The sequence below is a fragment of the Mojavia sp. genome (assembly GCF_059505145.1).
This window is the reverse complement of record NZ_JCACKA010000028.1, coordinates 76,848-91,618: the sequence shown is the minus strand read 5'-3', so window position 1 is coordinate 91,618 and position 14,771 is coordinate 76,848. Positions and strand designations below refer to the sequence as shown.

General features: G+C 40.8%; 9 protein-coding genes. 5 read left to right on the top strand and 4 right to left on the bottom strand.

The window, feature by feature from the left end; translation table 11 throughout:
• Positions 1–10 precede the first annotated feature (10 nt).
• Positions 11–2,212 (bottom strand): S8 family serine peptidase, encoded by a 2,202-nt coding sequence (locus tag AC5JL8_RS04210; RefSeq protein ID WP_495878524.1) that lies wholly within the window; start codon positions 2,210–2,212, stop codon positions 11–13.
• A gap of 1,165 nt (positions 2,213–3,377) precedes the next feature.
• Between AC5JL8_RS04210 and trpS the strand changes: the two genes are divergently transcribed.
• From trpS to AC5JL8_RS04185, 5 genes are all read left to right on the top strand, one after another.
• Positions 3,378–4,388 (top strand): tryptophan--tRNA ligase, encoded by a 1,011-nt coding sequence (gene trpS / locus AC5JL8_RS04205; RefSeq protein WP_495878523.1) that lies wholly within the window; start codon positions 3,378–3,380, stop codon positions 4,386–4,388.
• A gap of 62 nt (positions 4,389–4,450) precedes the next feature.
• Complete coding sequence (locus AC5JL8_RS04200) at positions 4,451–5,383, top strand: methylenetetrahydrofolate reductase (RefSeq protein WP_495878522.1); 933 nt, start codon at positions 4,451–4,453, stop codon at positions 5,381–5,383.
• A gap of 113 nt (positions 5,384–5,496) precedes the next feature.
• Positions 5,497–6,240, top strand: coding sequence for a Uma2 family endonuclease (locus AC5JL8_RS04195; protein WP_495878521.1), 744 nt, complete (start codon positions 5,497–5,499; stop codon positions 6,238–6,240).
• A 221-nt stretch (positions 6,241–6,461) separates the two neighbouring features.
• Positions 6,462–7,730, top strand: coding sequence for an ATP-binding protein (locus AC5JL8_RS04190; protein ID WP_495878520.1), 1,269 nt, complete (start codon positions 6,462–6,464; stop codon positions 7,728–7,730).
• A 104-nt stretch (positions 7,731–7,834) separates the two neighbouring features.
• Entirely contained in the window at positions 7,835–9,802 is a 1,968-nt protein-coding gene (locus tag AC5JL8_RS04185) for a tetratricopeptide repeat protein (protein ID WP_495878519.1), read from the top strand.
• 154 nt (positions 9,803–9,956) lie between these two features.
• Here AC5JL8_RS04185 and AC5JL8_RS04180 read toward each other — a convergent pair whose 3' ends face one another.
• From AC5JL8_RS04180 to AC5JL8_RS04170, 3 genes are all read right to left on the bottom strand, one after another.
• Positions 9,957–11,087 carry a CO2 hydration protein gene (locus AC5JL8_RS04180; protein WP_495878518.1) on the bottom strand — a complete coding sequence of 377 codons (1,131 nt, stop codon included), beginning with the start codon at positions 11,085–11,087 and terminating at the stop codon, positions 9,957–9,959.
• 101 nt (positions 11,088–11,188) lie between these two features.
• Positions 11,189–12,691 (bottom strand): NADH-quinone oxidoreductase subunit M, encoded by a 1,503-nt coding sequence (locus tag AC5JL8_RS04175; RefSeq protein ID WP_495878517.1) that lies wholly within the window; start codon positions 12,689–12,691, stop codon positions 11,189–11,191.
• Positions 12,692–12,791: 100 nt separating this feature from the next.
• Positions 12,792–14,648 carry an NAD(P)H-quinone oxidoreductase subunit F gene (locus AC5JL8_RS04170; protein WP_495878516.1) on the bottom strand — a complete coding sequence of 619 codons (1,857 nt, stop codon included), beginning with the start codon at positions 14,646–14,648 and terminating at the stop codon, positions 12,792–12,794.
• Between the last annotated feature and the right edge of the window lie 123 nt (positions 14,649–14,771).

The window sequence follows — 14,771 nt, the reverse complement described above, 5'->3', positions numbered from 1 at the left end:
ATTCATACGACTACACAAAGATAATGTCAGAAAACTGATCAAAACCAGAATTGATGTTTAATGAGGCAAATTGAGTAGTATTAAAGCTCAAAGCACCTGTAAGGCTGTCATAGTTAAATTGGCTCAGGTCAGTTGCGCCAAAGCCAGAACCAATCTGAATTTTATCTCCAGCCTCATGTAAAAAGTCCGAGATAGTATCAATTCCCTCTGATATGTAGTTGAAGGCAAAAATATCAGCACCATCACCGCCTGTAAGAATGCTATTACCATCACCGCCTATGAGAATGTCATTCCCAGGGCCCCCGGAAATCAAATTATTCTGGGTATCGCTGGAAATTGTGGCATTATTGCTATCACCAGAAGTTGCATTTGTGGGAATCAAATCAATGTAGTTAATGTTGAAACTAGCTGTGAGCATATCTAAACGCAGTTCATGGCTACCAGCACTCAAACTTAGTCCTTTAGCGATCGCATTAGTCCAAGATTGATAACCTCCTGTAGGATTAAAACTGATGATTCGCTCTTGCTCGTTATTAATTAAAGCCTTGAGTTGCTTGGGATTACTACTACCCCAAGCCGCGACTCGTACCAAAATGTCGTAGAACCCATTTTTAGGTATATTGACATCGTAAGTCAGCCATTCCCCAGGTTGAATCCAACCTACATTGTAGCCACCTCCAACATCACTGGTAGCCTCGACGTCTACATTTAAACCTATGCGATATTGTCCACCGTCATTATCAGGACTGTTATCATACGCAGTTTTGTAGTTTTCTGCTTCGATGCGAATTGTCTGTGCAACAGGCACATCAACAGAACTATTGTTTAAATTACCAGGTTCAGCGAGATTCTTTCCTAACCTTTGTGGATACAACTGGCTTAAATTCAAACGCCCGCCAGTTTTGGTCTTACCTTGCAAAGAATTTATTTGGTCAACACTTGACAATAAAGCAGATTTGAGTTCTAAAACACTCAAATTGGGGTTCATAGACAACAGTAATGCCGCAGCACCAGTTACATGAGGAACAGCCATTGAGGTTCCCCCCCATGTAACGTACTGATTATTAGGAAAGGTACTTAAAATATTTACCCCAGGTGCAGCTAAATCTACTGAATTGACCCCATAGTTCGAGAAATCGACCAGCTGATCATTTTCATCTGTAGCCGTAACAGAAATAATATTATCAAGATCGTAGCTTGCTGGATAATGCGGAATCTCATCAATATTTCGACTGGTATTACCTGCTGTTGCTATAACTAAAACACCACGATCATATGCATACTTAATAGCATTATATTGGTCTGTATCGAAAGTTTTTGAGCCGAAACTAAGGTTGATGATTTTGGCTCCGTTATCTACAGCATACTTAATACCTTGCGCTGTATCCCATAAATAACCTTCTGGGTCAGTTGACTTGAAATGCTTCGTGGTCATAATTGAGACATTTGGACTGACCCCTACAACACCCAGGCTATTATTGCCTACAGCGCCGAGTATACCTGCAATGTGCGTGCCATGACCTCCTTTTGAGTGATCATCTCTTGGGTCATTATCCCAATCACCAAAGTCCCAACCGTGTACATCATCTATATAGCCGTTGCCATCATCATCAATTGCATTTCCAGCTATTTCTCTCTTATTTCTCCAGATATTGGCAGCTAAGTCCGAGTGATTATAGTCAACGCCAGTATCCACAACAGCCACGACTACATTATTACTGCCTCTGGTATAGTTCCATGCCGTTGGTGCATTAATCTTATTTAAACCCCAGAGACTACTAAACGATGGCTCGTTTGGTATCCAGTCGGGTGATGTTACGTCATTATTTCCACCCGTTTCTAAGGCATTTGTTTTTATATCATCTGATATCGAATCGAGTAATACTATGCCATTATTTTCAGTTGTCTGTATGTAGTGTTTTTTTTGAGTACTACTAATCCTTTCATCTCGCTTGCCGGAGGAAGAAGCATAAATACTGATGCTACTCAATTCAGTAATATTCCTAACTAAATTAGGAGTAATTTGCTCATCCTGATTATTTTGAGTAACATCAGGCTCCGGTGTGGCTATTTGCAAATCTTGGCTGACTTTGGATAACAGTCTCTTACCTGAATCATTTAATAAATACTCATTTTCAAGAGAAACTAGTTCCCCAAGCTGAACAATTTTTGTTTTTAAATAATTTTTTAATGAACTTATGAATTTTTTCATGGTTAATTATCTAGGAAATTATTATTTAGCAGATAGCTAAACATTTTTATAATACAATTTTGTACATTTTACATTTAGTTTATATCCTTAATAAAATATCATTTAATGTTGCTTTTATTTAGTAATAAATACTTTATTAATATCTAAAAACCTGTTACTTAATATATAAATATATGGGTAAACATTTACAAATTTACAAACATTTAAAAGGATTTGTATAGTTTTTCTTGTTCCATATTTTAAACAGCCAGCTATCCTAATAACAAAAACTTAATCTGGCAAGTCAACCAAATATAACAGGCAGGATGCCATAAATATTGGTATGTTATTAGGTATATTATGAATCTAAATAAATTGTTAATATGAAAGATACCATGTTACTTAAAACACGTCAATATACAAAAGATATATATGCGTCAATAATTTTAAATTAAAAAATCAGACTAAAGCTTTACTCTGCATAGCCTTGAACTGAAAATTTATCGTTAGTATATTTTTTTTTGGAGTAAATACTGAGTAAATAAACAATATTTTGCTACTAAATTTTAAAATTATAGTTAGTATAAATTTATAGTTATTCAGTTATTGAGTTCAGTACAGCACAATATATACTGTGTAGGGTAGAAATTTGTGATTTATCCTAAGCTTAAAGAAAAATAGTAGGGCAGCTAATTGGAAGACGTAAGAAGACGTAATATTATTTAAAATGCCTGGAACAGCTTGTGGATTAATTCAAAATCTAAAATTTTTGTAACTGAGTAGAGTCAAAGAAGAGATTACTCGTCGCCTGTTCTCCTAAGACAAGAAATAAGACATAATCCTTTACAAAAATAAAAAAGCTCAAATGATTAAAGTATAAAGATACAAGTCAATGGTCATGCGGCTGAAAACAAGCAGACCGAATTTTTGAGATGATGAGTTAGCGATCGCATTAATTTTCTTTAGGCTTAAAATCTAGAAGCAACTATCCGCAATAATCCTATATAGTCACTTTAGCAGGTACAGCAATTAGTAAGGCGATCACTCAAAAGTATAAATTTACAATGAAAAATGCCCCATACCCCATACTCCATGCCCACTTGCCCTAGAAAATGTCAAAATTAAATGAGTTTTGTAACCGCTACTTTACATAGCGCGGATTTGGGATAACTTAAAGTTGAAAATTATGGGCAAGCAGCGCGTTCTGTCGGGAGTTCAACCAACTGGGAATTTGCATTTAGGCAACTACTTGGGAGCAATTCGTAACTGGGTAGAAGCCCAGAGTGAATACGAAAATTACCTCTTCGTAGCTGATTTACACGCGATTACAGTACCACATGAGCCTACAGAGTTGGCATCTAATACTTATACCCTTGTTGCTCTCTATTTGGCTTGTGGTCTGGATTTAAATCACTCCACTATATTTGTGCAATCTCACGTCTCGGCACACAGTGAACTCACCTGGTTGCTCAACTGTATTACACCCCTCAACTGGTTGCAAGACATGATCCAGTTCAAGGAAAAGGCTGTCAAACAGGGTGAAAATGTAGGTGTGGGTTTATTAGATTACCCAGTGCTGATGTCATCTGATATTTTGCTATACCAAGCAGATCAAGTGCCTGTAGGGGAAGACCAAAAGCAACATCTAGAATTGACGCGGGATATTGTCAATCGGTTTAATCACTTATTCGCCAAACCAGATCAACCAGTGTTGAAGTTGCCAGCACCTTTGATCCGTAAAGAAGGTGCAAGGGTGATGAGTTTGACCGATGGTACTCGCAAAATGTCGAAGTCAGATCCATCGGAATTAAGCCGGATTAATTTATTAGATACACCAGACCAAATTGCCAATAAGATTAAGCGTTGTAAAACCGATCCAATTCGTGGTTTAACTTTCGACGATCCAGAGCGGCCAGAGTGTAACAATCTGTTAACACTATATATGCTGCTCGCTGGTAAAACTAAGGAAGAGGTAGCGGCTGAGTGTCAAGATATGGGTTGGGGACAATTTAAGCCATTGTTAACACAAACAGCGATCGCTGCCCTCAAACCGATCCAAGATAAATATCAGGCAGTAATGGATGATAAAGGCTATCTAGAATCGGTGTTGCGGGAAGGGCGGCAGAAAGCCCAAGCGATCGCTAACCAAACTCTGGCACAAGTGAAAGCTGCTTTGGGTTACTCTGTACCTCTTTAAGGTTTTAGCTTTTGGGTGTGATTTGCTTTACCCTGTAAGAAAATCACAATCCTTATGATGTTATGCCTGATAGCCAAAACAGCAACACGGTTGGAAACTCCTTCCGTAGAGCCGCGCAAGCGGGTGAATTTTTAGTTACCGCCGAGGTAGCACCTCCCAAAGGCGGAGATCCAGTACATATGCTCAAAATGGCGGCGACCCTTAAGGGGAGGGTTCATGCCGTCAATATTACCGATGGTAGCCGAGCAGTTTTGCGGATGTCTTCGTTAATAGCGTCAGTGATTTTGTTACAAAATGGCATTGAGCCAATTTGTCAGATAGCTTGCCGCGATCGCAACCGGATTGGTCTACAAGCTGACTTGATGGGCGCTCATGCTTTGGGTGTCCGTAACATATTGGCTCTTACTGGCGACCCCGTAAAAGCAGGCGATCACCCCGATGCCAAAGCCGTCTTTGACTTAGAAGCTGTGCGATTGCTGCAACTAGTAAGAAAAATGAATCAAGGGTTTGACAGCAATGAACAACCCCTAACAGATGGGGCACTAGATTTATTTACTGGTGCAGCTGTCGATCCGCAGTGTGCAAGTTGGTCTGGTTTACAAAGTCGATTTGAACGCAAAATTGAAGCAGGCGCGCAGTTTTTTCAAAGTCAATTAATTACGGATTTTGAGCGGCTAGAAAAGTTTATGGACACAATAGCTGCTGGCTATCAAAAACCAATTTTGGCAGGAATTTTTCTGTTGAAATCGGCAAAGAATGCTCAGTTTATTAATAGGTGCGTTCCGGGTGTAAATATTCCCCAACACATTATTGATAGATTGGCAAAAGCCAAAGACCCCTTAGAAGAAGGAGTAAAAATTGCAGCCGAACAAGTGCAGATAGCGCGACAATTGTGTCATGGTGTCCACATGATGGCGGTGAAGCGCGAAGATTTGATTCCGCAAATTTTGGATTTGGCTGGGGTAGCACCAGTTAATTTAGTAGTAGCGAAGTAGTCTAGTTGAGGCGATTGCATCTCCCCTGTTGGCAATCAGGTGAAATGTGATCGCCCCTCCTCGCTTTCATTGTTAAACTAAAAAACAACCCTTACCCATGCAAAGGTAGTCTTATGACCTCTGCAATCAACCCACCCACTTCTGGAAGTACCCTTCCAGACCATACGCAGCTTCCTGAGTCTGATGGTACATTTGTGAAAAATTGGCAAGACCATCCCCAAAGCATCTTACTGACTGACTCAATTACACCTGTCCTCAAGCAATTACATCCTGATAGTCAATATTGTATTGGTCAGGACTTAGGCATATACTGGCGTATTACTGACCCGCCAGAACGAGGAGCAGAAGCTCCCGATTGGTTCTATGTACCGAATGTACCGCTTTTGTTGAATGGACAAACGCGAAGGTCTTATGTGCTGTGGCAAGAGTATATCGCTCCGCTGATTATATTAGAATTTGTCTCTGGCAATGGTAATGAGGAGCGAGACAAAACCCCTTGGAAGGGAAAATTTTGGATTTATGAGCAGGTGATTCGGACTCCGTTTTACGGCATTTATGAAGTGAATAAAGCCAGCGTCGAAGTTTACGAATTAATTGGTGGACGATATCAGCTATTAGCAGCAAATGAGCGCGGACATTATGCCATAACCCCTTTGGGAGTTGAGTTAGGTATTTGGCAGGGACAATATCAAAACGCTGAATTACCCTGGCTGCGCTGGTGGGATTTGCAAGGTAATTTGTTGTTGACTGGTGAAGAAAGAGCCGAACAAGAATCCCAACGGGCGGAACAGGAACAACAACGAGCCGATCGCCTGACTGCACAATTGCGAGCTTTAGGCATTGAACCTGAAGCGTAATTTTTGAACAAAATTCATTCTGCAAATATGCAATAACAAAAAACAGGCGCGATCGCATTTGTGCGCTTATTTAGTTGCAGTGTGAGAGGATGCGATCGCCTGGGTAAGTTAATAATGTAATTAAGCTGTTATTTAAATTGCATAACTCAAAAAGCCAGAATTACTACCAGTAGTTGGTTTTATCTTTTGGCTTGCTTAAACTAACTCTAGATTCTCAGCAGATGTCACAAAATCCCTTCTTCGTCGGTGGGCCAGTGCCTCCAGATTACTTTTTCGGACGTAGTTCTGAGGTTAGAACCGCTTTTGATCAGATATCTAGGCGCGCTCACTTGGCTATTTACGGCAGTCCAGGTATGGGCAAGTCTTCGTTGCTGAGATTTATCGCTTCACCGATAGTCTGGCAGGCGCGAGGAAGAGATGCATCGAAAGCCTTCATAGTTTCTATTAACTGTACAGGTATCAGTCCTTTTACACCTTCTGGTTTTTGGCGAGAGATCCTCAGCCTGCTGCAAGATGAGGCTGAGGGTGATGATTCCCTACAAGCTGATATTCAACAGTTATTGCAAGAAGAAAGAGTGGAAAAGGGCGACTTGCGCCGAATGCTCAGAAAAATTGGGCAACGTGACAAGTTCTTGTTGCTGTTGCTAGATGATTATGACGCAGCTCTTCATCCCAACGGTCAATACACCGAAACCCAAATGCTGACCTTCTTGAGTGAGTTTCGTGATTTGGCAGTTCACAGCAATGAAGGCAAATACTTCTCAAGTATTGTTACCACCTTTCGCCGTCTCAACGAACTTGGGCCAAAAATCACACCTAGTGGTTCCCCGTGGTACAATCACTATCTATTCCGGCTGCTTAGACCATTACCCGCCAATGAAGTCAACACTCAACTCACCATCCCCATTCCCAGCACTTTAAAAGCAGGAGTGTTAGAAATTATTGATGGGCATCCAGCACTGCTTCAAAATGCTGGTTATCTGCTATACGATACCCTGCAAGCTGGACAAACTCCTAATATTCAAGCCTTCACACGGGATTTTGAAAGCGCTACCGAGCAATACTTTCGAGATACCTGGAGGTTTTCTACCGAAGAGGAGCAAATTTTAATGATGCTGATTGCCCTTGTTCGTCTGCAAGGTCGTCTGAACAAAAACACGCGATATGCTCTAGGCGACATGGACTTAGTCTTCAGCCAACGAAGTCGAGAACTGATTGATCTCGAAGAACGGGGAGTAATTCAGCGCACATTAGAGGAAGGGAAAACTGTTTATACTTTTAATTCATCAATGATGGAGTGGTGGGTAATCCAAGAAATCTATAACAGCAACGAAGCCCAACTTCAAGGGCGGGAGAAAGTATTTCTCAATTTAATGAGCCGTGAGCAAGCGGGGACAGTGCAAAAGGCTATCCATTGGATATGGCAGCATCGAGATGTAGTGCAGTCTTTAGTATGGATTACTCGCAAACTAGCAGGCGACCCAACTTGAGAAGTAATTTTAACCTGATTTATACTTAAATTTACATTTAAAATAGAACATTCAGCATTACAATTACATCGGGATCTACTTCCTCTGAGGAGGAGTTGGCGAAAATGGTTTCTTCAACCGATTGGGAAGATAATCCCTATATTATTGGTCGCCCAATTTATGAACCAGAGTTGTTTTTTGGGCGTGAGGATCTATTCAATTTTGTCCAAGACAATTTGAATAAAAGGGCACAGGTGATTTTGCTGCATGGTCAACGTCGGATTGGTAAGTCGTCTGTGCTGTCCCAAATTCCCCACTTTATTAAATTAGAAGAGTTTTTATTTGTACCTCTTTCGCTAGAAGGTAAAAGTCAGAAACCCCTGAGTGAAGTTCTCCATGACCTAGCAAGGGATATTATTGATTACCTGGAATTGTCCGAAATCCAAGTGTTTCTACCTTCAAAAACTGAACTAGAAGAAGATGCACAAATATTTTTTAATCATTTCTTACCTCAAATTTATCAGGCAATAGACGGTAAGAATTTGGTACTTCTGCTGGATGAGTTTGATGTTTTGGGTGATTCTAACCAAGATTCCGCTGTTTCTCACTTCTTTCCCTGCCTCCAGTCTATTGTCTATTGGCACAGAGAACTTTTTATCATTCCAGTTGTGGGGCGGCAATTAGATGATATGCCCAACTTACTCAGTTTGTTTAGGCAAGCTCCTCATCGAGAAATTGGTCTACTGGATAGACATAGTGCAGAACAGCTAATTACTAAACCTGCTGAGAAAGTTCTCAAATATGAGCCTGACGCCATAGATGCAATTTTGGAATTGTCAGCAGGGCATCCCTATTTTACACAAGTAATCTGCTTCGCTCTTTTCTCACAGGCCAGAGAGGAACAGAACTGGCAAATGACTCGCAAAGATGTGGAAAATATTGTAGATGAGGCAATTGAGATTGGCGAGGCTGGTTTAGCATGGTTCCGAGATGGGTTACCACTTCCGGAACGAGTAGTTTTCTCAGCAGTAGCAGAAGCTCAACAACAGAAAATATCTGTAATTAAAGGAGAACCTTTAACACGGCTGGTGCAGTATGGTGTTGCTCTGACTGAGGCATTTCATATAGCAGAAGAGCAATTGTTAGAGTGGGGCTTCTTAAAGCAATTAGGGGTTTCTAAAATACCAGAGTTAGCCTACCTAAATTCGTACAAACTGACAGTTGAGTTAGTGCGTCGCTGGTTAGTGAAGCGGTATCCTTTACGGCGAGAAATTTGGGAATTAGAGAAGCTGGATGAACAAGCAAATCGTATTTATCAACAAGCTATACAACTATATCAAAATAGTGATTTACAAAACTCACTCAAATTATATGAGCAGGTATTACAAGCTAATCCCAACCATTTTGATGCTCTATTTAGACTAGCTGAGGTGTGCATAGATATCAAAGATTTTGACCTAGCAGTAGAACTTTATGCGCGAGCATACAAAGTTGATCCAATTAGGAACAAGGAAGGATTTATCCAAGCTCTACTTAGCTATGGGCAAGAGCTAATGGAGCAAAGAAGGTTTGACGCAGCAAAGGAACAATTTAGACAAGCATTGGTACTTCAACCTGATAATTCAGCAATCCAAGCAGCTTTAGTTGCTGCCCAGCAACAGAGAAAGATTTTTAGAAACGGTGAAAGAGTTGTAGTTACAAGGGGTAACTACATTGAAAAACTGAGTGACTCTATAATAACTGAGGCCACAATTATTGATGCCAATCACCTCGTTTCTAGCAGTATTGCTCAACTTCAAGATTTAGATTCTCCAGAAGCTTCAGAATTAGCAAATCTCTTGAAAAAGTTGCAAACAGAAATTGAAGCTGATCAACAATTAGAGCCTGAAGATAAAGCAGAAGCATTGGAACAGGTAATGGCATTAGCTGAAGCCGGGAAAAGTTCTGAAGGAGGACGCATCCGGAGGCTAGCAAGAACTGCATTCAAGATTTTGATAGGTACGCTGGCAAGTTTACCTAGTTCTGCAAATTTAGTAAAAACTGGTAATCAATTATTACCTGCTATCTCTAGACTATTGGGTTTGAATCTCTAGCCAGGTGTGAAAGGTAAACTTGCTGGAAGTAACGATTGCACTTCCTCTTCAATTCTCAAAAATTTAGCTTTTACCGTTCTCTGCTGACCCCAAATTCCCTTGATGATTGCAACTACAAATTGTTCTGTCGTTTTTGTTTAGTACTACTCTAAATCTATTGATTAACATCCAGCAACCGAGAATTTTTAAAGCGTTCCATCCACTTTTCTAAATAGACTTGATTAGCTTGTTGTTCAGATGGGTCTTGGCTATCTAAAGGATAAGGCATCAATCCCCAAATCGCTGCCGTAGTTACACAGAACATCGATTTTTGGAAACTTATACAAATTTGCACTAGCAAATCATCTTCACCTCGGAGGCTGCGACGATACACTTCATGCAAATAGTCTGGCAGATAATGCCGCATATCCTGCATTAATAAGGTGGGAGGAATACCTGCACTTCCAACGGGTAAAGGATCGGCATATAATGCACCATATTGAAAGCGAGCTTGATCGGGGGGAATTTGATATGCTTGGGCGTTGTATGTAACTGTGCCAGAAAAAGGAGTTCCCCGGAAGAAAACTGCTTCTACGTAAGGGATTGCTGTATCTGCTAAGAAGGTTAAACCAGCTTTTTTGGGAAGGATTTCATAGACTTTGTTATCAATTTTCACCTCGTAAGTAATTGGCTTGGTTGCACTTTCTACTAACCCTACTTTAATATGTTCTACAACTTCGGGAATTGTTTTGATTTCCCCTTGATCATAGCGGTCTGATAAGCTCAAGAATATATCAGCCATCACGCGCCAAAACTGACCTAAGCCACTGTAGTATGCAGAAGCACGCAACTGTTCAATTAAGAAGTCAGGAAATAGTTGATGCATTCCCTTCATTAAGAGATTGTTTTTAAATTTGGCTGCAATTACAGCTTGCGCTGTTTGTTGAAATTCTTTTGTATCCAAATATGTATCTAGCCCACCGCCACCGTGCCACATCATGGACTTCATGCAATACTCGGCATATTCAAAATTAATTCTGTCATGCCACCAGTGACGGAGTAATTTCTGCCAAGAAAATTCTCCATTAAAGTATTTAAAAAAGGGAAAAAATACTAAAAATTGTTTCTCAGCAATGTAGATAAGATTGTTTGAATAAGCATCTAAAACTACACCATAGCTTTTAAGAATGCCAACTACCTCTAGAACATTCTCTGGATTATCAGCAAGTAGTGCTTCTCCTGTTTGCAAGCGTTTAATATAGTCCGCTAAAGGATTGTTATAAGGCTTGTTTTTAAAAGTTACCATTACTATTGCTCCAAAAAGGTAAAAATAAAGTTACGGGATAGGAAATCGCAGATTTGCTTGTAGTAGCGTCTATTAGCCACTACAAACTTAATCCCTGCCTTTTAACTTTTGCCTTTTACTTTGTCTAAGGAAACTGTAGCCACTAAGCTTTGGGTGTTTACCATTGCTGTGATTGTGGGTTCAGTCCAGCGTACTAACCAAGCAGGTTGGATACCAAAAATTACAATCACAACAGCTAAAACTATAGATGGCAGGCGATCGCTCCAATACACACGCGGTAAGTTGACAACTTGTGCAGATAAGCGCCCAAAAAAGGCCTTATTAACGAGGATTAAGAAGTAAACAGCAGTTAAACCTGTACCAATCATGCATAATAAGGTTTGGATTGGAAAAACTGCGAAACTGCTCCGAAAAATTACAAATTCGGAAATAAACCCTACCATTCCCGGTATACCTGCACTAGCCATAACTCCCAAAACCATCAGACTACCGATGACAGGCATACCCCGTTCTGGATTCAGCAGTCCCCGGATGACATCTAAATCGCGGCTACCAGCTTTTTTATACACAACTCCCACTAGCAGAAACAGCAGTGCGGAAATCAAGCCATGGCTCACCATTTGCATGACAGTACCTAAAATGCTTAACGGTGTGGCTGCTGCTGCGGCTAAAAGTATGTAGCCCATGTGTCCAATGGAACTGTAGGCTACCATTTTTTTCATATCTTTTTGGGCGATCGCGCAGGATGCACCATAAAGTACGCTCACTACTGCCCAAGTCGCCAATCCAGGAGCCAGATAATTCCAAGCTTCTGGCAACAAATTCATGCCAAACCGCAATAAGCCATAAGTTCCCAATTTCAACAATACCCCAGCCAATAGCACTGAAATAGGTGTGGAAGCTTCAACGTGAGCATCTGGCAACCATGTATGGAAGGGAACCAAGGGAATCTTAATGCCAAAACCAACTAAAATTCCTGCTAGCAATAAAAGTTGCGTTGCTAAGGGTAGAGACTTAGCATTCAAGGTTCCTAACGAAAAATTAGAAGCACCACTCAACCAAACTAGTCCGAGGAAACTTGCCAAAATCAGGATTCCTGAAAGAGCAGTATAAATAAGGAATTTAGTAGCCGCATAACCCCGCTTTTCACCACCCCAAATAGCAATTAAAAGATATAAGGGTATTAATTCCAACTCGTAAAACAGGAAGAATAGTAGTAAATCCTGCGCTAGAAAGGCTCCTGTTACACCAGCACTTAACAGTAGTATCAATGAGTAATAAAATCTCGGACGTTGCAAAGATTCATCGCTGCTGTAGATAGCAATGCAAGTTAACAGCCCATTCAAAACTAGCAAAGGCAAGGATAAACCATCTACTCCAAGATTATAGTTCAAGCCTAAGGCATCCACCCAAGGTATGAACTCAGTAAACTGTTGGCTGACTTCCCTAGGATTAAATTGGCTTGCTAAAATGACTGTCCACAAGAAAGCGATACTGGCAAAAACTAAAGCTAACCCACGGGAGAGTTTCCCACTCATACCAGGGGGCCAAAAACCAATAACAGCTGCACCAAACAATGGCACTAAAATCAAAGCACTCAGCATAAACAGAACTAGTTAAAGATATAAATGGGGGAGCAGGGAAAGAATAATTACTAACTCCTAAGCTTTTCACTTAGAACTCAGGACTCATTACCCAGGGCTGTTAAAAAGGCAACTTATCTAGTAGGCCTAATGACCAACTAATGAAAAAACCCAATACGCTGACGACTGCTAGGATTGTCAACATATAACCTTGGGATTGCCCAGAAATGCTGTACTTTAAACTTTGCCCACTAAGAATTGCCGCAAACCCAACCAAATTCACTAGACCGTCAATCAGATAGCGATCGCTCCATGCAGAAATTTTAGAAAGTAGCGCTACTGCACTTACCACAGTCACTTTATAAACTTGGTCAATGTAGAAATCATAACCCAATAAGTCCTGCATGAATCTCCATGCCAGAATTCTAGACCTCGACCATGCTTTTTGCAGATACATGGTAGAGCCTATACCGACGCCCACTAGCGTAGAAACCAGTAATATTGCTACTACGTACCAATTAATACTTTCCCAATCAGGGAGTAAGTACCATTGTTGTAGCATCAAAGGTAATAACAGCGTCATGATGGTCAAAGTCACCATTGGAAATGCCATCTGCCAACCTACTTCTGGGGCACGTCTAGTCTTCTGTTGCGGTGTATCCCAAAATATATATCTGAATACCCGCGTTAAATTTAAAGCTGTCAAACCATTGACTATCACTAATACGCCAATCACCCAAGGACTAATATTAACAAAGCCGTCAGCCCAGGACAGCATTGCCCAAAAGCTTCCTAATGGCAGCAGTGTTACCATCCCCGCAGAACCAACAACAAAGGCAGTGGTAGTGGCTGGCATCCGCGACCACAGACCACCCATTTCTGTGAGGTTTTGAGTGTGGGTTGTATAGATTATGGAACCAGAACTCATGAATAATAGAGCTTTAGCGATCGCATGAGTTAACAGCAGCATCAAGGCTACACCCCCTTGCTGCAACCCCATCGCCAAAAATACTAACCCCATATATGCACTGGTGGAATGAGATAGTGCCCGCTTAATATCAATTTGACCTAAGGACACTAAAGTTGCACCAATTGCTGTCACCGTGCCCATGATTACCAAGGCATTGAGCGCCACTGGGGACAGAACCAACAAAGGTTGTATTTTATATAGAACATAAGCACCACCAGCCACCACCAGTGAGTTCCGTAATACTGAAGCCGGGTTCGGCCCTTCCATCGCTTCATCTAACCACAGATGCAGAGGAAATTGGGCACATTTACCCGCAGGCCCAGCAATCAATGCCAATCCTAGTAAAGTCGAAGTGACTGAATCTAAGTTAGCTGTTTGCGCCCACTCATATAAATCGGAAAAGTTCAAACTACCCGCTAAGTTAGAAAGCGCCACTACACCCATCAGCAGCAACAAGTCTCCTACCCGCTTCGTCCAAAATGCATCCCGTGCTGCTGTCACTACTAGGGGCTGTGCATACCAGAATCCTACTAACAAGTAAGTCGAAAGCGTCAGGACTTCCAAAAGGGCATAGCTGAGAAACAAAGAGTCACTCATGGCTAAACCACTCAGTGCCGCTTCAAAAAATCCGATCAGTGCAAAAAAGCGCGCCAACGCCCAGTCTTTTTCCATATAACCTAGGGCGTAGATTTGCGCTAATATACTTAGCCCTGTAATTAAAACCGTTGCCCCAATACTGACTGACGAGATTTCTAATCCAAATGATAAATCTAAATCCGCTACTTTGAACCAGTTAATTAATATAATTTCTGGCTCTTTATCCCAGATATATTGAAATATCGATAGGCTATGGGCAAAAGCGACAATAGTCGTTAACAAGTTAAAATATGCCGCAGGTCTTGGCCCTGTTTGCCGAATAATGCCCATTGCCCACGGCAAAGTTAAAATAGCACCTATTAAACCATACAAAGGTACCAACCAACTTGTTATGTAGAGAAAATGATTCATTTAAATTTCCTTTGACGACTCAGGATGCAATGTTTTGTTTTAAATGAGCTTATACAAAATATAATTTCTATATTTAGCTTGACATTACATAATTATAAAAACTGTTATGTCAAAATAAAAATA